This is a genomic window from Denitrobaculum tricleocarpae, from assembly GCF_007004665.1.
GTDB classification, from domain to species: Bacteria; Pseudomonadota; Alphaproteobacteria; order Kiloniellales; family Kiloniellaceae; genus Denitrobaculum; species Denitrobaculum tricleocarpae.
This window is the reverse complement of the sequence record NZ_ML660056.1, coordinates 194,032-216,948: the sequence shown is the minus strand read 5'-3', so window position 1 is coordinate 216,948 and position 22,917 is coordinate 194,032. Positions and strand designations below refer to the sequence as shown.

Here is a 22,917-nt window from a genome sequence, read left to right as displayed (position 1 = left end):
GCGGGTTCTCCCCTTTTTCGAGCGCTTCGCTTAGCGGTCTGTTGCTGGTGTGTGTTCTATTTGGGAAAGGATCTGGCGGGCTGCAACCATGCTGGGACGCTCTTCGTGCGGGGTCAAGAGCTTGACCACCTCGGTGAAATCACCGAGTTGCTTTTGACGGGCCGCGCCCTCCGCCATCAGAGGCGAAAGCTTAGAGACGATTGTTTCAGGCGTCATGTAGTGCTGCAGGAGTTCCGGAACCACCAGACGCCCCAGCAGGAGATTGGGGAGGCTGACAAACTTGATCTTCAGGATGTGGCTTGCCAACCAGGCTGTGAGAGGATTGACACGGTAACCGATCACCGTCGGCAAACCGGCAACCGCCAACTCCACCGCGATCGTGCCTGAGGCCGCCAGAGCCGCCTCGCAGGCCTCGAAGGCATCGTGTTTCTCGTCTGCGCCCTCAATCACCGTCGCAGGGACAGGCCATTTGCCGGTCTCCGCGCGGACAAAATCCGCGACGTTGGCGACGGTGGGGACGACCGCATGCAGGTTTGGGATTTCCCCCGACATTCGCTCCAGGCCCTCACCGAAGACTTTGCATAAGCGTGAAACTTCACCCTTTCGGCTGCCCGGAAGCACACAGATCAGGCGCGCCTGCTCAGCTATGCCGTGGCGTTCGCGAAAATCCCGGTTGCGCTCGTCCCGTCCGGCCAGTGAATTCGCTGACGGATTCGAAGCAGAGGCCGGCTCTTCGCCTTCCGCGCGGCCTTCCGCGCGGCCTTCCACTGCGGGATGACCGACGAACTTGGTGTTCAGGCCGTACTTCTCGAAATAGGGGGGCTCGAAGGGAAGCAGCACCAGCAGCAGGTCCAGGTACTGTGCCAGTTCTTTCGCGCGCCAGGCCTTCCAGGCCCAGACCTGTGGCGCCACGTAGTGGATCAGGGGAATGCCCTGCCCTCTTAGTCCCTTCGCGACCTGAAGCGTAAAACTCGGCGCGTCGATGGTCACCAGAGCGGCGGGACGCTGACGCAGAATCTCGGCGCGGGTCTGCTTGATCCGCCGGTATATGCTGAACAGATGGGGGACGGTTTCGAAGATCCCCATGATTGCCAGCTCGCTGATCGGGAAAAGCGTTTTCAGGCCGTGCGCCGCCATGCCCGGACCTCCGACGCCTGCGAACCTAACCTTTCCGCCGGTCAGCTCTTCAAGCGCGGTCATCAAACGTGCGCCCAGCAGATCTCCCGAGGGCTCACCTGCAATCAGAAAAATCAGGGGGCCTTCTTCGGCAGTCTCCGGCACGCCTGTGCCGTTAAGAGAGACGGCACCCGGGCCGGCGTCCGCTTCGCTCGCGGACTGGCGGGCCGGCGTCATTGCGGGACCTCAATCCCGATGACGAAGATACCCGCGGCATCGGCCGTCGCCTGCACGGCGTCCCGATCGACGATCAGCGCGCCTCCCGCCTCCACGGCGATGCCACGTAACCCGCTTTCCGCCGCAGTGCGAACCGTAACGGGGCCGATTGTGGGTAAATCCGCCCGCCGTTCCTGCTGCGGCTTCTTGACCTTGACCAGAACGCCACCGGCGCCGCTGTGCTTGAGCTCGGCGCAGCGCTTGATGAGTGCATCCGTTCCCTCGACCGCCTCGACCCCCAGGATAAAACCCTGCTGAACGATCACGGATTGCCCGACGTCCTGGGCTCCAAGCGCACGCGCAACCCCGATGCCGCGGTCAATATCCGCCCAGGCCTCCGCATCAGGCTCGACCCGCCCATAGACGCCGTCTCTGGCGAGGATATCGCCCAGAACGTCATCCGCCCCGACAACCTGAAACCCCTCATTCTCAAGGTAATTGATAATGGCTGTCAGCATACCGTCGTCGCCCAGACCGACGGATCCAATCTTGGTCATGAACTTCAGCGTCTGAAAATCGGGCCGGAGATCCTTGAGTGTGGGGCGCTGTATCCCGCCGGCCATCACCAACTCGCCGACCCCGGCATCCCGAAGGACTTTGATCGCGGAGTAGGCGCTGCCCAGACGTGTCCAGAAGTGCTCGACACCTTCAACGATACTTGGGTCCGTATGTCCGTTGAATGCAATTATGAAGACGTCTCGGCCCTGCATCAGGCAATGATCGCGAAGGCGGACCGGCAGCTCGCCCGAGCCAGCCAAGATGCCGAGCTTGGGTCCCATGCCGCTACTTTTTCTTAGGATGCAAAAGTCCGCGCGACGACTCACCTTGTATGAAGGTCAGAACGTCGCGAACCGTATCGCTCTCACTGTCTCCGGCCTGCATCTCCTCCAACCGGTCGGCAAAGTTGCCCGGATCCAAAAAGAGCTTCTTGTAAGCGTCCTGGAGCGCCACGATGTTACGCCTTTCGTGCCCGCGCCGCTTCATGCCGACCAGATTCAAGCCATTCAGGCTGGCCCGTTCGCCCATCACCATGGCATATGGAATCACATCGTTTTCAACACCCGACATGCCGCCGATCATGACATCCCGCCCAATACGGACGAACTGATGGATCGCAGCGAGGCCGCCTACGATGGTATTCTCGCCGATGACGACGTGCCCGCCCAATGTCGCGTTGTTCACCAGAATGACCCGGTCGCCGACCACGCAGTCATGGGCAACGTGAGCCCCGACCATCAGCATGCAGTGATTGCCGACGACGGTTTCCTGACGTCCGCCCTTTGTCCCCGGATTGATCGTGACATGCTCCCGAATGACCGTGTCCGTCCCGATCGATACGGTCGTGGTTTCACCGCCGAACTTAAGATCCTGCGGCGGATGACCGATGGAGGCAAAAGGATAAACCTGCGTACGCGCGCCGATCGTCGTGTGTCCTTCCACAACGACATGGCTGTGAAGCACGGCGTCTTCGTCGAGCCTGACGTTGGGTCCGACCACGCAGAAGGGACCGACTTTGACCGATTCGGCCAGTGTCGCCTCGGGTGCGACCACCGCGGAAGAATGAACGTCAGGCATCAATCGTCCATAATCATGGCGGAGAACTTCGCTTCGGCCACCAGAGCGCCGTCAACACGGGCCTCGCCCCGGAACTTCCAAACAGCGCCGCGATTGCGGTCCTTGCTGACATGAATTTTGATCGTGGCACCAGGTGTTACAGGTTTCCGGAAGCGTGCCGAATCGATGGTCATGAAATACACCAGCTTGCCCGCGGCTTCACCGTCCAGCGTCTCGACCACCAGGACGGCCGCTGTCTGCGCCATGGCCTCTACAATCAAAACGCCCGGCATCACCGGCTGTCGCGGAAAATGCCCCTGAAAGAACTGCTCGTTGATCGTGACGTTCTTAACGCCAACCGCGCTCTCACCGACGATGATATCTTCAACGCGATCGATCAGCAGGAATGGATAGCGGTGCGGTATCAGTTCCATGATCCGCATAATGTCAGCTGATCTCACCTCGGACCGGGCCACTTCAAGCTCACTCATTGACCTTCCCTCTTTGGCCTTTTTTCTTTTAGCTGGCGCTGCCACATCGTCACGAGGCGGAAGTAATCCTTCAGCGGGATGGCGGGGATACCACCGACCGTATCCCCCGCCGGCACATCCCTCATCACTGCGGACTTACCGGCGACCTGAGCGCCCTTTCCGACTTTCGTATGGCCATTCACGCCGGACCCCGCCGCGATCACGACGAAATCCTCTAACTCCGAACTTCCGGCCATGCCGGCCTGAGCCACCAGTACGCACTGACGCCCAAGCTTCACGTTGTGCCCGATTTGCACCAGATTATCAATCTTCGTGCCTGTGCCTATGACCGTATCCGGCCCCGCTCCCCGGTCAATCGTCGAATTCGCGCCGATTTCGACATCATCCCCCAAAATAACACGGCCAAGTTGCGGCACATCTTCATAGCCTTCGGGTTCCATAGCAAACCCAAATCCACGCGTCCCGATTCGCACACCCGGATGAATCTTGCAATTCTTGCCCAGAATCGAGTGGCTGAGAGACGCATTTGCGCCAATCACAGAGTTGTCACCGATCACGACGCCCGCTTCGATCACCACATTGGCTTCGAGCCGGCAGTTCCGGCCGATCTCCACAGCGGGCCCAACCACCACACCAGGTGAGATTTCGCAGCCATCTCCAATGACCGCGCTAGCGTCGACAACTGCCGAAGGGTGGATCCTGGCAACCGCTTCGGCTTGCGGGTAAAAGGCCTGCGCCACCCTTGCGTAGGCGCGGTGCGGTTTATCAGTGAGCAGTAACGCCAGCCCCTCAGGAGCCTTGGACGCAAAGCGGGGATCCACGATGCAGGCGCCGGCCGCAGTTTTCTCGAACTGACCGACATAGCTTCTGTTATTCAGGAATGTAACATCGTGAGCGCCAGCCGTATCGAGCGGCGCGACGTCTGTGAAAACTGTTTTTGGATCCGCCGTTCCGGATATCTCAGCGCTGGCGATATTCGCCAGCTCTTCGAGGGTGAAAGGACCCGCGACGGTAAAAAAGCGGGGATCTGCCATGCTACGCCTTAGGGTTTGTTGCCAATTAGGACATCATCGCGCTGGGGTCGAATTTTCCCATCGGTTAAGAGCGGGTGGCGCCGTGTGGCTGGTCCCACACAGGGTGCCTGCGACGACGCCGATGGCAAACAACGCCCCGTCCCAGAGGGATTGGGCAGTAATTGCGCAAGCTCGCGTCGCTCATCCTTGAATATGCCCAACATGTTTTGCGTTCTCGCTCTTAATCTCGCGCAATTGCGACCCAACCAGTGCGGCGGCGTAATTGGCGACACACCCTAATTCTGAACCGAAGGAACGGTGACTTCCGTCAAGGTCTCATTGAGGCGTTTTACCACCTCATCGGTAATTTCCATATCGTTGCGGACCAGAACGACGGCCGTCTTCGGCAGAACCAGATCCAGTTGCCGCTCCGATGCAATTTTCTGAGCGATCGAAACCAAAGCGCCTTGCACCTGTTTCACCGCCTCGCCGTATACCCGGTCGAGTTCCTTCCTGCGCGTTTGGACCTGGCGCTGAAGGGAGGACACCTGCTGCTCGAGCTGACTGCGCTTTTCGGCGAAGGCTTCGGGTGACAGGATGGAGCGCTGACGGGCCAACTCCTGATCGGCGGCGCGCAGGGCGTCCTCCTGTTTGCGCAACTCTTCCTGAAAGCTGTTGCGGCGCGCTTCGATCTGTTGCGAGAGGCTGCGCATGGCGATCGAGTCGCGCAGAACCTTCTGGGTATCCAGTACACCGATGATCGCAGGTTTCGTAGTTTCATCCTGCGCTGACGCAAGTGAGGGCATCACGAGGAAACCAACGACCATTGCGAGCCGCAACAGCTGCGCTGCACAAGCGGTTACTTGCAGGATCATCAGATTAAAAGCTCGTTCCAAAGCTAAAGTTGAGAATCTCCGTCTCGTCGAAGTCTTCCTTAACCACGGCGAAGCCGAGATCAACGACGATAGGACCAAATGGAGAATTCCACGACACACCCGTGCCGACCGTAACACGAGGGCTGGAACTATCATCTACCCCTGCATCCGAACCGTCTATACCAAATGACGCGCCCATGTCGGTAAAGAGCCGCCCGCGGATATCGAACTCCTCAGGCAGCCCCAGAGGGAAGGTCATTTCCAGAGTGCCGGAGTAGAAACTGTTCGCGCCGAGAGCATCGTCGCTGGCGCGATCACGGGGACTGATGCCGCCGATTTCGAAACCACGCGGCCGGGATCCGCCGACAAAGAAGCGGTCGGCGATACGGGTATCTTCCCCGAGGCCGACAATCTGGCCGACTTCACCGCGCGTACTGAAGGTCCAGTCGTCGGCCACCGTGTAGTAGTAACCACCACCAAGCGTGGCTTTGAAGAAATTCCGGTCGCCACCCAAGCCGGCAACAGTCGTCCGCAATCGGACAATTTCGCCCTCTCGGGTATCGAACTGCGAGTCCCTCGTATCAAAGGTAAAATCGTTACCGATGCTCGAACGCAGCGACTTGCCTTCCTCGCTTCTGATCTGAATGGCAGCGTCATCGTCGACATCCGAGATTTCAGTGTCTTCAAGCGTGTAGCGGACAACGTGCCGAATATCCTCGGTCAAGGCATAGCCGCCACGAAGCGAGAAACCGAGACGTTCCTCATCGAAGGCACGGGCATCGTCCTCAGTGGTGACTCGGAAGATGTCAAAACCGGCAGCCAGTTCGCGATCCAGGAAGTAGGGCTCGGTAAAGCTGACATCCGCCTGAGAACCACTGCCTGCGATAGAGACGTTAAAGCGGAGATCCTGTCCGCGCCCCAGTAGGTTACGCTCGCGGATACCAACACTCGCCAGAGGCCCAGACTGGGTGGAGAAACCGGCACCAAAGCTGATATCGCCGGTCGATTGCTCCTCGACGTTGACGTTGATGACGGTCTTGTCAGGTGTGCTGCCGGGTTGGTTGTCGACCGTGACGGTCTGGAAGAAGCCCAGGCGCTGTATCCGGCGGCGCGAGCGGCGCAACTTCGTACTGTTGAAGGCATCGCCCTCGACGAGACGAAACTCGCGGCGGATCACCTTATCGAGCGTTCGTGTGTTGCCCTCGATGTCGATCCGCTCGACGAAGACTTTCGGGCCTTCCTGAATATCGTAAAGGATATCAATAGTCCGGTTTTCCGGATCGCGATCCGTATTGGGGCGGATATCGACAAAGGCGTAACCCAGATTCCCCACCGCATCGGTCAGGTTTGAAACCGTGTCCTCGACCGCACTGGCGTCATAGGTGTCGCCTTCTTCGGTCAGAAGCGCATCGCGCACCTGTTCGGGATCCAGATTCCGCAGGGTTGTCTGCACATCGATCTCACCGAAGTCGTATTGCTCTCCCTCGACCACGGTAAAGGTAATGATGAAACCTTCCCGGTCAGGCGCCAGCTCCGCAACGACCGAGTTCACCCTGAAATCGGCATAGCCTTCACTCAGGTAGAAGCGCCTGAGCAACTCCCTGTCGAAGGTCAAACGGTCGGGGTCATAGGTGTCTGTGGTACTCAGGATTCTGTAAAAGGCCGATTCGCTTGTCGCAATCTCCTCACGCAATCTGCCATCGGAAAATTCGCGGTTCCCGATGAAATTGATTGCATTAATTCCGGTCAATTCGCCTTCGCTGATCTCGAACACCAGATCGACCCGGTTTTGCGGCAGTTGGATAACCTTTGGATCGACTGTCGCGGCAAAACGACCAGAGCGCCGGTAAAGTTCGAGGATGCGCTGGGCGTCATTCTGAACCTTCGTCCGCGTGAACACTACGCGAGGCCGCAAGGTCACTTCGGTTTCAAGCACTTCGTTGTCGAGGCGGTCGTTGCCTTCGAAAGCGATGCGGTTGATGATCGGATTCTCAACTACATTAACGATCAGCGCGTCGCCCTCGCGCCGCAGCGTCACATCCGCAAAAAGGCCCGTGGCGAAAATACTCTTGAGGGATCTATCCAGCGCAATCGGTTCGAATTCATCACCGGGATTGACCCGCATGTACGAACGTACGGTCTCGGGTTCGATGCGCTGGCTGCCTTCAACCCGTATCTCTTCGATACGCCCTCCGGACATCAAATCCTGCGCTGTGGCCGGATTCACCGCGGCCCCGGTACTCAAACAAAGCCACAGCCCCAACAGCAAGGCCACACATGGCACACGAATCACGTTCTAAAACCCCCGAGCACCTTACTTAGGTGAAAAATCGATCTATGTGACCCAATGCCTTAAAACAACCCAAAGTGATCGAGATCGTTCCATGTGGCAAAGACCATTAAGCTCAATACCAGAGCAAGACCAATACGGAAACCGTATTCTTGCGCGCGCTCACCCAATGGTCGTCCGCGCAAGGCTTCAATCGCGTAAAACACGAGATGTCCGCCATCCAGCATGGGAATCGGAAAGAGATTAATCAAACCCAGGTTTACCGAGAGAATCGCAACAAGAGACAAAAGCGAGATGATACCGAACTCGGCCACCTCCCCCGACATCTGCGCGATTCGCAATGGGCCGCCGAGTTCCTTCGAGCTGCGATCGCCGGTAATCATCTGGCCGACGGCCTTCAGGGTGTTGGCCGTTACGTTGTAGGTTTCAAGGGTCGCACGCCAGACTGCCGTCAAAGGATCGTGTTTCTTGTATTCAGCCCCACTCCTGCTGATTCCAAGGCGCCAAACCTGCTGCTCGCCGCCAACGCCATTGCTCATGGCGGGCCGGGGTGTCACCTGGAGTGCGACTTCGGCTCCGTCGCGCAACACATCAATGGCGAGTGCGCTGCCGGCGCTGAGCTGGACAATCGTCTGCAGTTCCTCGAAGCGCTCGATTTCATCTCCATCGACCCGGACAATGCGGTCTCCGGGCAGGAAACCAGCCTCTGATGCGGCCGAATCGGCAATCACCTCGCCAACCGTAGCAGGCGAAAAGGGCTGCCCGACAAAAGTGAAGAGACCGGCAAATATCACGATCGCCAGGACAAAGTTGGCCAGAGGACCACCGGCAACGATCCAGGCGCGCTGGCCGAGGCGTTTCGACTGAAAGGAGACGGCCCGCTCCTCTTCCGTCATCGGCGCGTCGGACGGGCGGCTGGCGGCGTCGGCATCGCCGAACATCTTCACGTAACCGCCGAGCGGGATCAGGCTGAATTTCCACCGGGTATCCACCCGGTCAGTCCAACCGAATACCTCGGGGCCAAATCCGATCGAAAAAACCTCGACACGGACGCCGTTTTTACGGGCGATCAGATAGTGGCCCATCTCATGCACGAACACGAGCACGGTCAGAACAATCAGAAATGGGACCACGGTCCCCGTTAACACATTAAGGAAGTCCATACTGTTCCGTCCGAATTAACCAATACATACCCGTGTCCGCGAAATAACCGTACGCATGAAAAGACCTGTGTCTGCCGAGCACCGACATTTGCAGCCTCTCCGGCCTGCCCGGACACAGCAGTTTAATACCCAGGTCTTTCGACCTTATTACGGTCGTCAGGTTCACCGGATCGTGTCCGGATCCCAACACTTCCCGAAGTTCAGGTTACCTTCGCGCAGGCCGCCTTGATCCTCAAAAAGCCCTAAGCGGCCTGTTCCACCAAACCAAGAGCGTAACGGCGCGCTGCGTTATCCGCAGCGACCACATCTTCAAGCGAGGTTAATCTGCCGTTCGGCAATCCCGTCAGCGTTTCCTCGACAATCTCTGCAATCTCCAGAAACCCGATGGCATTTTTCAGGAAACTGGCAACCGCTATCTCATTGGCAGCATTTAAGATAGTGGGGGCGTCACCCCCGATCCGCAAGGCCTCACGCGCGAGACGCAGCGCGGGAAAACGCTCCGAATCCGGCGCTTCGAAAGAAAGCTCGGCGATTTTTGCCAAATCAAGCCGATCGACCGGTGCCGGCATCCGGTCGGGCCAGGCCAGGGTGTATGCGATGGGCGTACGCATATCCGGCACCCCAAGCTGCGCCAGAACCGACCCATCGACATAAGAAACCATGGAGTGGATCACCGATTGAGGGTGCACCAGAATATCAACACGCGACTCGGGCATATCAAAGAGATGCACGGCCTCAATCAGCTCGAGGCCCTTATTCATCATGGTCGCCGAATCGATCGAGATTTTGGCACCCATGTCCCAATTCGGATGATTCAGTGCCTGAGCCGGGGTGACCGCAGCCATCTGTGCCTTGGAAAAAGACCTGAAGGGCCCGCCCGACGCCGTCAGGACCAGGCGTTCCACCCCATCGCGCCGCTCGGCGTCCAGAACCTGGAAAATCGCGTTATGTTCCGAATCGACCGGCAGGAGCGTCGTGCCGCTGGTCCTGATCTCCTGAGTGATCAACGCCCCGGCACAGACCAGCGTCTCCTTGTTTGCCAGACCCACGGCGACGCCCTGGCGGATCGCGGCGAGGGTCGGCTCCATGCCCGCTGCGCCGACGATGGCCGCCATAATCCAGTCGGCCGGAACTTCAGCCGCTGCAATCAGTGCGTCCCGCCCCGCGGCGGCTTCAATCCCGCTGCCCGAGAGCGCCGCTTTCAGGCTGCCGTAAGCGGCCTCGTCAGCAACAACCGCCAGCTTTGCGTCGAGTTTGCACGCCTGCGCGGCCAAAGCCTCGGCGTTGCCGTTCGCGGTCAGGGCAACGACTTCAAAACTCTCAGGATTGCGCTCAATCAGGTCAAGGGTGCTTTGACCGACCGATCCCGTTGATCCCAACACGGAAACCTTACGCTTTGCGGTTACGGCTCGCGGTGTCGCCTCCGATGAAGCCCGTGACGCTGTCATAGCTGCCCTCGCGTGGTGACGCTTTGCGCGCACAACATACTACAATCCCATCCGCTGACCCAGCCACACAGCGGCCGCGCAGGCCAGGCTTGCGGCCAGAAGACCATCAATCCGGTCGAGCACCCCGCCGTGACCGGGAATGATGCGGCTCGAGTCTTTGGCATCGAACTGCCGCTTCAAACGGGATTCGAAGAGATCTCCCATCTGAGCAACCACAGCGAGAACAACGCCCGCCATGACCAAATACCCCCAGGGCGGCCCCAAATAGGCCGGATCACCGCCCGAAAAGACCCAGGCCCCGACCGCCAGGCTGATTGCGACCGCAGCCAGCGCGCCGCCGATCAGGCCGGACCAGGTTTTATTCGGGCTGAAACGGGGCGCGAGCTTCGGTCCGCCGATACTGCGGCCCGCGGCATAAGCACCGATATCCGTCGCCCAAACCACGAAAAGAAGCCAGAAGATCCCCTGGTAACCGAAAATCTCCGGCTGACTGAGCCAGACAAAGGAAATAAAGGTCCAGGAGAGATAAATGACGCCGCCAACCATCCAGGCGACCGACTCATGCTGCCTGTTGCTGGCCAGGACAGCCGTCGCCATAGCCCCGACCACGACGACCCAGGCCGAGACCGAATAGAGACCCAATTCCGCGGCCAGGACCGCTGCCAGAACGGCGCCGATCACCAATCCCGCCGTGACATCGAGCGTTCCGCGGTTGCAAAGCCGGGACCATTCCCAGGCCGCAACACCAGCCGCGAGCAGAATCAAGAGGTCGCTGTAGGGTGTGCCGAAGTAGAGCGCAAGCAGCACCGGCGGCGCCAGGACGACAGCCGTGAGGACCCGCTGCATCAGGGGGCTCATATTATCCAGAGTCAGCTGCTGCACCAAAACGCCGATCACGCCGTTGATACTCCCGGATCGCATCGGCGAGATCGTCCTCGCCAAAATCCGGCCAGAGTTTCTCGACAAAAACCAATTCGGTGTAGGCCGATTGCCACAGCAGAAAATTGCTGATCCGTTGCTCTCCCGAAGTCCGGATCAGCAGATCCGGATCGGGAATACCATCGGTCCAGAGGTATGAACCGAGCCGCGCTTCGTCCAAGTCTTCCGCCGCAAACTCACCTGCCGCGACAGCCTGCGCCGCGCGGCGGGCCGCCGCAGTGATATCCTGGCGCCCGCCGTAGCTCAGCGCCATCACCAGGTTCAGGTTTTCGTTATCCCGGGTGGTCGCCTCTGCATCTTCGATCAGACGGACGATGTCGTCCGGCAGCCTCTCACGCTGTCCGATGACCTGCAGCCGGATTCCGTTCTCATGGAATTTCGCAAGTTCGCTGCGCAGGTACCGGCGGAGCAAGCCCATCAGGTCTTCCACCTCCGCCATGGGGCGGCTCCAGTTTTCCGAAGAAAAGCCGTAGAGCGTCAGGTAGGGAATTCCCAGCTTCATAGTGGCTTTCACGGTGCGCCGGACCGATTCGGCCCCCTGGCGGTGCCCCGCTGTGCGGGGAAGTCCGCGCGCGTTGGCCCAACGGCCATTGCCATCCATGATGACGGCAATATGCGTCGGCTTTTCGCCCGAAAATGACTGAAGCGTATCCATGGAAAAGTGCCTGGACCCCCGAGATGACCTGTTTCGAAACCTTTTTCTCGACAGGCCCTATACCTGCAGGATTTCTTCTTCCTTTTGCGCGAGCGTCTCATCGACCAGCTTGATGTGCTGATCGGTCAGCGCCTGTATTTCCTCGTTCCAAAGGTGGTGCTCGTCCTTCGAGATCTCGCCATCCTTTTCCATTTTCTTCAGCATTTCCATGCCGTCGCGCCGGACGTTCCGGATCGCAACCCGGCCCTGCTCGGCATACTTGCCTGCAACCTTGCCCAATTCCATCCGGCGTTCTTCCGACAAGGGCGGAATCGGCACACGTACGAGTTGGCCGTCAGGCGAGGGATTGAGGCCCAGGCCCGACTCGCGGATGGCTTTCTCGACCGCACCGACCATGGAGCGGTCCCAGACCTGCACGGTCAGCATCCGCGCCTCCGGCACGCCAATCGTACCCACCTGGGTGATGGGCATCTGAGATCCGTAGGCCTCGACCATGACCGGCTCAAGCAGTCCCGCGGACGCTCTCCCCGTGCGAAGCCCTCCGAATTCCTTGCGAAGTGCGTCCAGCGCACCGTCCATGCGTCGTTTGATGTCGCTTAGATCTGGATCCTGTGACACGGCTTATACCTCACTATGCACAATCATGCTGAACGATGGTGTATCTGCCGTTCCCTCGAAGAACATCCGCAAATGCTCCCTGCTGGTAAATCGAGAAAACGGCAATCGGAATGGAATTCTCCCGCGCCAGCGAAATGGCGGAATGATCCATGACCCCCAAATCCTGAGTCAGAACCTGCATATAGGTCAAGCAGTCATAACGCTTGGCATCCGGAACACTGACCGGATCGGCATCGTAGACGCCGTCAACCTTGGTGCCCTTGAGCAAAATGTCGCAGTTCATCTCGGAAGCGCGCAATGCGGCGGCGGTATCGGTCGTGAAGAAGGGATTGCCGGTTCCCGCACCGAAAATGACCACCCGCCCCTTTTCCATATGCCGCACGGCCCGCCGGCGAATGTAAGGTTCCGCGACCGTCGCCATGGGGATCGCCGAGAGCACCCGGGTGTCCACGTCGAGCTTCTCCAGCGCGTTCTGCAGGGCCAGCGCATTAATGACCGTCGCCAGCATTCCCATGTAATCTGCGGTCGATCGCTCCATACCGGCCGCGGCGCCTGCAAGCCCACGGAAGATGTTCCCGCCCCCGACCACGAGACAGACTTCAACGCCCATCCTGCTGACGTCACGGACGTCACCGGCAATCTGCTGCACGGTCTCGGGGTCCAAGCCGTACTCGCGCGAGCCCATCAGGGCCTCTCCCGAAACTTTAAGCATCACACGCTTGTATTTCGGACTGTCGGCCATGGGATCTCCTTATCGGATCGGGGATTCTTCTTTCCCCTGTTGTAAATCTCTTACCGGCGTGAGAGCCGATAGTTTGAGTCTGGCGGTACAGACACTTGCCTAGCGATGCGGTACGGCGCCCTGCGCGAGGTGAATTGACAGGGTGAATACGTCCATTCTGGGGCGGCGAATCGGCAATGCGGCGCATCATAACCGAAACAACCACCCTTCGCGAAACCTACTCGATGCCTGGTCCGCATCCTGGCGCTCTCGTGAGAAGCGCCGTGAAGCTGTCAATCGCCCCTGTTCGCGCGGTTGCCCCCGGAGGCCGGCTGAAAATAAGGCCGGCCTCCGGTTTATGTCTGCGGGCAGAACCCGAAGCTTGCAGATCAGCTGCCCAGTGTTGCGGCAACCTCGGCTGCGAAGTCACTCTCTTCCTTCTCGATGCCTTCACCGAGCTGGAAGCGGGCGAATCCAGTCAGCTTGACCGGAGCGCCAACGTCATTTCCTGCAGTCTCAATGACCTTACGGACTTTGGTCTCACCATCGATCACGTAGGTCTGCTCGAGGAGGCAAACTTCCTCGTAGTACTTCCGCAGGCGGCCTTCAACCATCTTGGCGATGATCTCTTCCGGCTTGCCGCTGGCACGAGCCTGCTCGCTCAGCACCTCGCGCTCACGATCCAGGGACGAAGCATCGACGTCATCCTTGTCGAGAGCCGTCGGATGGGCCGCCGCAACATGCATGGCCAGCTGTTTGCCGAGGGCGGCCAGCTTGTCGGCGTCGCCGCTGGATTCGAGGGCGACCAGAACACCGATCTTACCGAGGCCCGGCGCGATCTGGTTGTGAACATAAGAAGATACGACACCGCTTTCGACCGAGAACTGAGCCGTCCGGCGGACCGACATGTTTTCGCCGATGGTCGCGATCATGGTGGTCAGTTGGTCCGACAGCGCCGCGCCGGTGCCGGGATAGCTGGCGGAAAGCAGCTTATCCATATCACCCTGAGCGTCCAGTGCGAGGGTCGCCGTGTTGCTGACGAAGCCCTGAAAATCATCGTTGCGGGCGACGAAGTCGGTCTCAGCGTTGACTTCAACGACAGCGCCGCTGGTGCCCTGGGAGGACACACCGACAAGGCCTTCCGCGGCAACGCGGCCGGCTTTCTTGGCAGCAGCCGCCAAACCTTTTTTACGAAGCCAATCGACGGCGGCATCCAAGTCGCCGCCCGTCTCGGTCAGAGCCTTTTTGCAGTCCATCATGCCGGCGCCTGACGACTCGCGCAGTTCTTTCACGAGCGCTGCGGTAATCTGGGTCATGGTGATCGTCTTTCCGAATAACAGTGTGAAACGTACTGGTTTTAAAAGAACGGCGGCCTAATGCCGCCGTTCGGAACTTAGCGGTGGCAGAGCGGTTACGCCTGGGCGGCCTGCTCTGGTTCAGCCTTTGCGTCCGCTTCCGCAGCTGGAGCATCGGCAGCGGGCGCTGCTTCAGCCGGCGCCGCTTCGGTTGCCGCAGCAGCTTCAGCCGCCGGGGTCTCAGCAGGAGCCTCGGGCAGGGTTTCGACAGGTGCGTCCTCGGCGGCGCCGATATCGGTGCCGCTGGCGGTCAATTCCTGCTGAATGCCATCAAGCACGCTCTCGGCCATCAGGTCGCAGTAGAGGCTGATTGCACGGATCGCATCGTCGTTACCCGGGATCGGGAAGGTGATGTTTTCCGGGCTTGAGTTCGAATCGAGGACACCGACCACCGGAATGTTCAGGGTGTTGGCTTCAGCGATTGCGATGTGTTCCTTGTTGGTGTCGATCACGACGATCACGTCGGGAAGGCCGCCCATTTCCTTAATGCCGCCCAGCGCGCGCTCCAGCTTGTCGCGCTCACGAGTCAGGTTCAGGAGCTCTTTCTTGGTCAGACCGGTCTGGTCTTCCACCAGACGGGTTTCCACGTCGCGCAGACGGCGGATCGAGAGGGAAATGGTCTTCCAGTTCGTCAGCATGCCCCCGAGCCAGCGGTGGTTCACGTAATACTGACCACAGCGCTTCGCGGTATCGGCAACCCGCTCGCTGGCCTGGCGCTTGGTGCCGACGAAGAGCACCCGGCCGCCACCGGCAACCACTTCGCGCACGAAGGCAAGGCCCCGGTGCAGCAAAGGAACGGTCTGTTCGAGATCGATGATGTGAATGCCGTTTCTTTCGCCGAAGATGTACGGAGCCATCTTGGGGTTCCAACGACGGGTCGTGTGACCAAAGTGAACGCCAGCTTCAAGCAGCTGACGCATCGTGAATGTGGGAAGCGCCATAAAAACTTTCTCCGGTTTGACCTCCGTGGGCTGTTTATCCGGATGATCCGGACACCAGATCGAAGACCGGGATGTCTCCCCGACCGCCGCAAAACCCACGTGTGTGTTACTGTTGAGCGGGGTGATAGCTCCGTAGACGGCCAATTGCAAGTGAAATTCGGGTTAGGGCCTGTTGAGGTTCAGGATGCCGTCGTGGCGGGTCATATTTTATCATCGGTTAGGAGCGAGTGGCGCCGTGTGGGAGGTCCCACACAAGGCACTCGCGACGCGGCAGCTGATAAAATATGACCCGTCCTGGAAGGATTGATCAGAGCTTAAGCGAGTTCGCGTCGCTCGTTGTTGAATATGCCCAACATGTTCTGCCGCCTCGCTCCTAATCTCGATTTAGCTCTGATCAACCCCGGCGGCATCCTGAACCTCAACAGGCCCTATATCAGCAATCGTGTACGATCCCCCGAAAACCGACCGAAATACGCCCTGAAACGGCCGCAGCAACGCCCCGTCAGACATCCTCGACGATCAGCCCCGGAATGGCCTTGATCGCCTGTCGGACCAGCGGAGAGATCTGATAGGCACCGGGCAGTTCGACCTCAAGCTCCTGGCCGTCGTCCAGATCCAGGACCAGAGACACCCGGCCCTTACCCCGCGCCGCGTCCCGTTCCAGGATGGATTTCAGGTTTTCCAAGGGCTTGTTGTGGTTCATGTAAAGCTTTAAGCCCGCATCGGTTTGGGCCGCAGCCTCGTCGAGCAGACGTATGGCCTGGCCCATGAAGCGGGGATCTTCCCCCTCGCGCGCGTCGGCGGTAACGGTCACCAGAAGCGGTTCACCAGAGTCCAGGAGTTCACGTGACGCCTGAAGAATTTCGGAAAACAGCATGATTTCAATTACACCGGTCGCATCGGAGAGAGACACGAAGGCAAAGCGGTTGCCCCGCTGGGAGACGCGCTCCTGCTTGCCGATCACGATCCCGGCCATGCGCAGAATGCCGGAATCCCGCCGTTTCGCCTGAACCATCAGCTCGACCGCCGTCCTGGTCCGCAAGCGCTCCAGAACCTTCTTGTAGGCGTCCAGCGGATGGGCCGAGAGATAAAAGCCTATGGCATCGAATTCGCGTTTCAGGCGCTCCATCTCCGGCCAGTCAGGGACATTCGGCAGGGTCAAGGCGTTGACCGCCGCAGCCGCGCCATCGCCGAAGAGGCTGACCTGAGCGCTCTCCCGTTCGCTGGCGGCGACCACCGCATTGCGCATAATGGTGTCCGCACCGGCATAGACCTTCTGGCGGTTGGCCAGAATTGAGTCGAAACCGCCCGCAGAGGCCAGGTTTTCAATCTGCCGTTTGTTCACGGCCTTGCAGTCGACCCGGTTCGCGAAGTCCGCGATATCCTGGAAACCGCCGGAAGCCTCACGCTCGGCCACCACGCTCTGCATGGCGGCACCACCGACGTTCTTGACCGCGGCCAGGGCATAACGCACGGCCTTTTTGCCGTCTTCCATGATCTCGACGTTGAAGTCCGCGTTGGAGCGGTTCAGATCCGGCGCCAGCAGCGGAATCTTAAGGCGGCTCAGTTCCTGCCTGAAAACATTGAGTTTATCGGTGTTGTTCATATCGTAGGTCATGGAGGCGGCCATGAACTCCACCGGGTAATTTGCCTTGAGATAGGCGGTTTGATAGGCCACCAGGGCGTAAGCGGCGGCGTGGCTCTTGTTGAAGCCGTAACCGGCGAATTTGTTCACCTGATCGAAGATCTCGTCGGCCTTCTCGGCGTTCACCTCGTTCTTGACCGCACCTTCGTTGAAGATCTTCCGCTGCGCCTCCATCTCGGCCTTGATCTTCTTACCCATGGCCCGGCGCAGCAGATCGGCGCCGCCGAGGGAATAGCCCGAGAGCACCTGGGCGATCTGCATGACCTGTTCCTGGTAGATCATGATGCCATAGGTCTCTTTCAAAATGCCTTCAAGCGTTGGATGAAGATAGTCGGGCTCCTCCTGGCCGTGTTTGCGCCGGATGTAGCTCGGAATATTGTCCATCGGACCGGGGCGGTAGAGCGCCACGACAGCGATGATGTCCTCGAAACGGTCCGGCTGCAGACGCTTGAGCACGTCCCGCATGCCCGAGGATTCCAGCTGGAACACGCCAACCGTATCGCCCCGGCTGAGCATGTCGAAGGAGCGCTTGTCATCCAGCGGGATGGTCTCGAGATCGATTTCACCGCCATTGCGGTGAATAAACTCGCAGGCCTTCTGCAGGACCGTGAGGGTTTTCAGCCCCAGAAAGTCGAACTTCACCAAACCGGCCTGCTCGACGAACTTCATATTGAACTGGGTGACCGGCATGTCCGAGCGCGGATCGCGATAGAGCGGCACCAGTTCGTCCAGCGGGCGGTCGCCGATCACCACGCCCGCGGCGTGGGTCGAGGCGTGGCGGTAGAGGCCCTCGATCTTCAGGGCCGTATCCAGCAAACGGGCCACGGTCTCGTCGTCGCGGCGCATGTCGCGCAGTTGAGGTTCCCCGTCGATGGCCTCCTGCAGGGTCACCGGGTTTGCCGGGTTGTTCGGCACCAGCTTGCTGATCCGGTCGACCTGGGGATAGGGCATTTGCAGGACCCGTCCAACATCGCGCAGGGCGGCGCGGGCCTGGAGCTTACCGAAGGTGATGATCTGCGCGACACGGTCATGTCCGTACTTGTCCTGTACGTACCTGATCACCTCGTCGCGCCGGTCCTGACAGAAGTCCACGTCAAAGTCAGGCATGGACACGCGTTCGGGATTGAGAAAGCGCTCGAACAGCAGCCCCCAGCGCAAAGGATCCAGATCGGTAATGGTCAGAGCCCAGGCCACCACGGAACCCGCGCCGGAGCCACGGCCGGGACCGACCGGGATCCCCTGCCCCTTGGACCACTGAATAAAGTCGGCAACGATCAGGAAGTAGCCGGGAAAGCCCATCTGCTCGATCACGCCGAGCTCGTAATCCAAACGCTTCCTGTATTGTGCGCCGACCTCTTCGCGTGCCGCGTCATCCATATCTTCCGTGAAGACTTGAGTCTGGAGACGCTCTTCCAGCCCCTGCTCGGACTGCGCGCGCAGTTCCTCGGCCTCGGTCCGGCCCGCCTCTGTCGTATAGGCCGGCAGAATCGGCGCAACGAAGTCGGGGAAATAAGAGCAGCGGCGCGCAATCACCAGCGTGTTCTCAATGGCTTCGGGCAGATCCGCAAAGAGTGCCTGCATCTCCTTGGCGCTCTTGAAGCGATGTTGGACCGTAAGCCGCCGGCGCTCGTCCTGCGAGACATAAGCCCCCTCGGCGATGCAGATCAGCGCATCGTGTGCCCGGTACATACCCTCATCGGCGAAGAAGACGTCGTTGGTCGCGACCAGGGGCAAATCGAGGCTGTAAGCCAGATCAATCAGGCGCTCTTCAATGGCATGCTCTTCGGGCAGGTCGTGCCGCATGATCTCGACATAGAACCGCCCGGCGAAGATCTGCGACAGACGGCGCAGTTCGTCCTCGGCTTCCTGGTTGCGGCCCGCATTCAAGAGCCGTCCCACGGCGCCTGCCGGGCCGCCGCTGAGTGCTAGCAAACCCTCCGAATGGGCGGCCAGGCTCTCCATATCGATTTGCGGGGTATGCCCGGGCTCTGTCTCAAGAAAAGCTTTGGAGACCAGTTTCATCAGGTTCAGGTAACCGGCTTCGTTCTGAACCAGCAGCGGCAGTTGATCCGGCTCCGGCCGTACCGCGGTTCGCACATCGATGTCGCTGCGGCTGATCGCCAGCTGGCAGCCGATGATGGGCTGCAGGCCCGCCCCCTTGGCCGAAAAGGCAAATTCAAGCGTGCCGAAAAGATTGCTGCTGTCGGTGATCGCCGCCGCAGGCATCTCATGCTTTTGGCAGAGCGCGATCAGGTCCTTGACCTTGACCGCCCCTTCGGAGAGCGAATAAGCCGAATGGACTCGAAGATGAACGAAATCGGAATGTGACATTTGCAAAGGATTCCACGCGCATTCCGGCCTGTCAGCCGGAACAAGCGAGGAACGCGACGAAGGTTATCCACAGCGCTCTCAAGCGCGCCTCGGAAAACCTGCATAAGAAATTGTTTTATCTACGAAACCTGGCCGTGCTCAAAGCGGAGTGTCCGGTCCATGCGCGCGGCCAGTTCGAGATTATGCGTCGCGATCAGGGCCGCCAGGCCCGCATCCCGCACCAGCTTGATCAGAATCTTGAAAACCGACTCGGCGGTGTCCGGGTCCAGATTGCCTGTCGGCTCGTCCGCGAGGAAGATCGCGGGACGGTTGGCGAGACCGCGGGCGATGGCCACCCGTTGCTGCTCACCGCCGGAAAGCTGGCCGGGACGGTGTTCCGCGCGCTTGGTCAGATGCACCATCTCGAGCAGTTCCATTCCCCATTCGCGCGCGACGGATTTGGAAACCCCATCGAGCATCTGCGGCAGCATGATGTTCTCCACTGCGGAAAACTCGGGCAGCAAATGATGATACTGGTAGACAAAGCCGATGGTCGAACGCCGCAGAGTCGTGCGCCCCGCATCGTCCAGCGCCGATGACGGCGCGCCATCGACCAGGATCTCGCCGCTATCGGCAGATTCCAAAAGCCCCGCAATATGCAGAAGCGTCGACTTGCCGGCACCGGAAGGCCCGACCAAAGCGACCAACTCACCCGGCTCGACGCGCAGCGAAACATCCCGCAGCACATTGAGGTCGCTTTTGCCCTGATGGAAAGTCTTATTGACACCATTCAGGCGCAAACCCCGGTCATTCGCGGTCCCGGGCGCGGTCCCGGCGGCTTTACCTGGCGTTTGAACCTGGCTGGGGGAAGCATCATTCATAGCGCAGCGCCTCCACCGGATCCATGCGCGCCGCCCGCCAGGCCGGGAACAGCGGTGCGATAAAGGAGATCACCAGCGCCATTCCCACGACCTGAATAACGTCGGAGGCCACGACTTCCGCCGGCAGCTGGGACAGGAAGTAAAACTCCTGGGGAAAGAGCTGCCGGTCCAGCACCCGTTCGACCCAGCCCTTGATGGTGTCGATGTTCTCGGCGAAGGAGAGCCCCAGGACGAACCCGGCCACCGTCCCCACGACGCCGATGCTCGCGCCCGTGACGAAGAAGATCCGCAGCACCATGCCCCGCGTCGCGCCCATGGTGCGCAGGATGGCAATATCCCGTCCCTTGTCCTTCACCAGCATGATCTGTCCGGAAATAATGTTCAGCGCCGCAACGACCACGATCAAGGACAGGATCAGGAACATCACGTTGCGTTCGACCTGAATGACGTCGAAAAAGCTGCCGTAGGAGTTTTTCCAGTCCAGGGTCCGCAGACCGGGCCCCGCCTCTGCCCGGACAGCCGGTGTCATCTGATCCAGGTCGTCCAGATTGTCGATAAAGAGCTCGACCGCATTGGCCCGCCCCTGCATCCGGAAAAAGAGCTGCGCCGCTTCCAACGGTACGTACATGTAGCTGTTGTCGAAGAGGTAGTTGCCGACCTCGAAGATCGCAGCGACGCGGTAGGCCTTCAAGCGCGGCACCGTTCCCATCACCGTCGCGGTGCCGTTGGGCGAGACCAGGGTGATCCTGTCTCCGACCCGGATGCGCAGCTTTGCGGCCAGGCCCCGGCCGATTGCGACCCCGTCGTCCGTGCCGAAGTTCTCAAGCGAGCCGCGCACGATATTGTCGGCAATCTGAGCTCGTGCCCTCAGATCTTCGCCGGACATCCCGCGGATCCGCCCGCCCGTCGCCGTCCCGCCGGCCGTCAGCATGACATCCGCCTGGATCTGGGGTGCCGCACTCTCGACGCCCGGGATGGCCCGCAGCCGCTCGGTCAGTTCCTCGTAGTTGTCGAAGGGAGCGGTCGTGCCGACGACCGTGACATGTCCCTCGACACCCAGGATGTTGCTGACCAGCTCCTGCCGGAAGCCGTTCATAACCGCCATGACGATGATCAGGGTCGCAACACCGAGCGCAATTCCGATCAGCGAGATCCAGGCAATGACCGAGATAAAGCCTTCTTTACGGCGGGCGCGCAGGTAACGCATGGCCACCATTCGCTCGACAGCGTCAAAAACCATGTGGTTAGCCTGCAAGCTTGTTGATGGCGGCATTGAGGGTGAGCTCTTCGCGCTCACCTGATTTGCGGTTCTTCAGCTCAACGACTCCGTTTTTCAGACCGCGCGGCCCGATGACGAGCTGCCATGGCAGGCCAATCAGGTCCATGCCGGCGAACTTGGCGCCCGCCCCGAGGTCACGGTCATCATAGAGCACCTCGACGCCAGCCGCGTTCAGGCTTGCGTAGGCACCGTCGCAGGCATTGACGCAGTCGGCATCGCCGGCGCGCAGATTGATCAGCCCGACCTTGTAGGGCGCGACCGACTCGGGCCAGATGATGCCGTTCTCGTCGTGGCTGGCCTCGATGATGCCGCCGACAAGCCGGGAGACACCGATACCGTAGGAGCCCATGAGAACCGGCGCCTGCTTGCCATCAGGTGTCACCACCTCCGCGCCCAGGGGTTTGGAATACTTGTCGCCGAAATAGAAGATGTGACCGACCTCGATTCCGCGCCGCTCGACCCGCTTGTCTTCGGGCACCTCCGCTTCAAAGGCCGCCTGATCGTGCTTCTCGTCGGTCGCCGCGTAGAGTTTGGTCCAGGAATCGACGATCGCCTGTAGATCGCCGCCGTAATCGGCGTCTTTCGCCAGGACGTCGGATTCCAGATAGTCGTTGTGGCAGAAGATCGCGCTCTCGCCGGTATCGGCGAGGATAATGAACTCGTGGCTCAGGTCACCGCCGATCGGTCCGGTATCCGCGGCCATGGGGATCGCCTTCAGACCCATCCGGGCGTAGGTGCGCAGGTAGGCCACAAACATCTTGTTGTAGGAGGTCTTGGCACTGTCGTAATCCAGATCGAAGGAATAGGCGTCCTTCATCAGGAACTCTCGCCCGCGCATGACCCCGAAACGCGGCCTGACCTCGTCGCGGAATTTCCACTGGATGTGATAGAGATTCTTCGGCAGATCACGGTAGCTCTTCACCGAATTGCGGAAGATCTCGGTGATCAGCTCTTCGTTGGTCGGCCCGTACAGCATGTCCCGGTTGTGCCGATCGACGATCCGCAGCATTTCCTTACCGTAGTCGTCGTAACGGCCCGATTCTCTCCAGAGGTCCGCGGACTGAATGGTCGGCATCAGGACCTCCTGAGCCCCGGCGCGGTCCTGTTCCTCCCGGACGATCTGTTCGATCTTTCTGAGTACCCGCAATCCAAGCGGCAGCCAGGAGTAAATTCCGGCGCTGGCCTGACGGACCATCCCCGCGCGCAGCATCAGCCGGTGCGAGACGATCTGCGCCTCGGTCGGTGTCTCTTTGAGCGTGGGCATGAAGTAATTGGAGAGACGCATCTATTCCTCTTGGGAGCAGGTGATATGACCGGATGCGTCGTGCAAATGTAACGACTGTAACC

The 22,917-nt window shown here is 59.9% G+C and carries 19 protein-coding genes; all 19 read right to left on the bottom strand.

Features of this window, described 5'->3' with window-relative positions:
• Window positions 1-30: 30 nt before the first annotated feature.
• Window positions 31-1,353 carry a lipid-A-disaccharide synthase gene (locus tag FKG95_RS15805; RefSeq protein ID WP_142897355.1) on the bottom strand — a complete coding sequence of 441 codons (1,323 nt, stop codon included), beginning with the start codon at window positions 1,351-1,353 and terminating at the stop codon, window positions 31-33.
• Window positions 1,350-2,171 carry an LpxI family protein gene (locus tag FKG95_RS15800; protein WP_142897354.1) on the bottom strand — a complete coding sequence of 274 codons (822 nt, stop codon included), beginning with the start codon at window positions 2,169-2,171 and terminating at the stop codon, window positions 1,350-1,352. The genes FKG95_RS15805 and FKG95_RS15800 overlap by 4 nt, the downstream gene beginning before the upstream one ends.
• Window positions 2,172-2,175: 4 nt before the next feature.
• Window positions 2,176-2,967, bottom strand: a complete 792-nt coding sequence (gene lpxA, locus FKG95_RS15795) for an acyl-ACP--UDP-N-acetylglucosamine O-acyltransferase (RefSeq protein WP_142897353.1) — start codon at window positions 2,965-2,967, stop codon at window positions 2,176-2,178.
• The gene (gene fabZ, locus FKG95_RS15790) at window positions 2,967-3,437 is read right to left on the bottom strand and encodes a 3-hydroxyacyl-ACP dehydratase FabZ (RefSeq protein ID WP_142897352.1); all 471 of its coding nucleotides are present in this window, start codon (window positions 3,435-3,437) and stop codon (window positions 2,967-2,969) included. Before fabZ ends, lpxA begins: the two co-directional genes overlap by 1 nt.
• Window positions 3,434-4,471, bottom strand: a complete 1,038-nt coding sequence (gene lpxD / locus FKG95_RS15785; RefSeq protein ID WP_142897351.1) for a UDP-3-O-(3-hydroxymyristoyl)glucosamine N-acyltransferase — start codon at window positions 4,469-4,471, stop codon at window positions 3,434-3,436. The genes fabZ and lpxD overlap by 4 nt, the downstream gene beginning before the upstream one ends.
• A 275-nt stretch (window positions 4,472-4,746) precedes the next feature.
• Entirely contained in the window at window positions 4,747-5,325 is a 579-nt protein-coding gene (locus tag FKG95_RS15780; protein ID WP_246116800.1) for an OmpH/Skp family outer membrane protein, read from the bottom strand.
• 4 nt (window positions 5,326-5,329) lie between these two features.
• Window positions 5,330-7,525 (bottom strand): outer membrane protein assembly factor BamA, encoded by a 2,196-nt coding sequence (bamA, locus tag FKG95_RS15775; protein ID WP_142897350.1) that lies wholly within the window; start codon window positions 7,523-7,525, stop codon window positions 5,330-5,332.
• Between the two features lie 152 nt (window positions 7,526-7,677).
• Complete coding sequence (gene rseP, locus FKG95_RS15770; protein WP_142897349.1) at window positions 7,678-8,778, bottom strand: RIP metalloprotease RseP; 1,101 nt, start codon at window positions 8,776-8,778, stop codon at window positions 7,678-7,680.
• 242 nt (window positions 8,779-9,020) lie between these two features.
• The gene (locus FKG95_RS15765; RefSeq protein WP_142897348.1) at window positions 9,021-10,226 is read right to left on the bottom strand and encodes a 1-deoxy-D-xylulose-5-phosphate reductoisomerase; all 1,206 of its coding nucleotides are present in this window, start codon (window positions 10,224-10,226) and stop codon (window positions 9,021-9,023) included.
• 39 nt (window positions 10,227-10,265) lie between these two features.
• Window positions 10,266-11,147 carry a phosphatidate cytidylyltransferase gene (locus FKG95_RS15760; protein ID WP_246116799.1) on the bottom strand — a complete coding sequence of 294 codons (882 nt, stop codon included), beginning with the start codon at window positions 11,145-11,147 and terminating at the stop codon, window positions 10,266-10,268.
• Window positions 11,086-11,820, bottom strand: a complete 735-nt coding sequence (locus FKG95_RS15755; protein WP_142897347.1) for an isoprenyl transferase — start codon at window positions 11,818-11,820, stop codon at window positions 11,086-11,088. The genes FKG95_RS15760 and FKG95_RS15755 overlap by 62 nt, the downstream gene beginning before the upstream one ends.
• Window positions 11,821-11,877: 57 nt before the next feature.
• Window positions 11,878-12,399 (bottom strand): ribosome recycling factor, encoded by a 522-nt coding sequence (frr, locus tag FKG95_RS15750; protein ID WP_218940230.1) that lies wholly within the window; start codon window positions 12,397-12,399, stop codon window positions 11,878-11,880.
• Between the two features lie 52 nt (window positions 12,400-12,451).
• Window positions 12,452-13,180 carry a UMP kinase gene (gene pyrH / locus FKG95_RS15745; RefSeq protein ID WP_142897345.1) on the bottom strand — a complete coding sequence of 243 codons (729 nt, stop codon included), beginning with the start codon at window positions 13,178-13,180 and terminating at the stop codon, window positions 12,452-12,454.
• A gap of 368 nt (window positions 13,181-13,548) precedes the next feature.
• Window positions 13,549-14,475, bottom strand: a complete 927-nt coding sequence (tsf, locus tag FKG95_RS15740) for a translation elongation factor Ts (RefSeq protein ID WP_142897344.1) — start codon at window positions 14,473-14,475, stop codon at window positions 13,549-13,551.
• A gap of 95 nt (window positions 14,476-14,570) precedes the next feature.
• The gene (gene rpsB / locus FKG95_RS15735; protein WP_142897343.1) at window positions 14,571-15,455 is read right to left on the bottom strand and encodes a 30S ribosomal protein S2; all 885 of its coding nucleotides are present in this window, start codon (window positions 15,453-15,455) and stop codon (window positions 14,571-14,573) included.
• A gap of 502 nt (window positions 15,456-15,957) precedes the next feature.
• Window positions 15,958-19,431, bottom strand: coding sequence for a DNA polymerase III subunit alpha (dnaE, locus tag FKG95_RS15730; protein ID WP_142897342.1), 3,474 nt, complete (start codon window positions 19,429-19,431; stop codon window positions 15,958-15,960).
• A gap of 119 nt (window positions 19,432-19,550) precedes the next feature.
• On the bottom strand, window positions 19,551-20,291 hold the full coding sequence (locus FKG95_RS15725; protein ID WP_142897341.1) for an ABC transporter ATP-binding protein: 741 nt from the start codon (window positions 20,289-20,291) through the stop codon (window positions 19,551-19,553).
• Window positions 20,284-21,531, bottom strand: a complete 1,248-nt coding sequence (locus tag FKG95_RS15720) for a lipoprotein-releasing ABC transporter permease subunit (RefSeq protein WP_142897340.1) — start codon at window positions 21,529-21,531, stop codon at window positions 20,284-20,286. Before FKG95_RS15720 ends, FKG95_RS15725 begins: the two co-directional genes overlap by 8 nt.
• Window positions 21,532-21,535: 4 nt before the next feature.
• Window positions 21,536-22,855: a proline--tRNA ligase gene (proS, locus tag FKG95_RS15715; RefSeq protein WP_142897339.1), complete on the bottom strand. Its 1,320-nt coding sequence runs from the start codon at window positions 22,853-22,855 to the stop codon at window positions 21,536-21,538.
• Window positions 22,856-22,917: the final 62 nt, after the last annotated feature.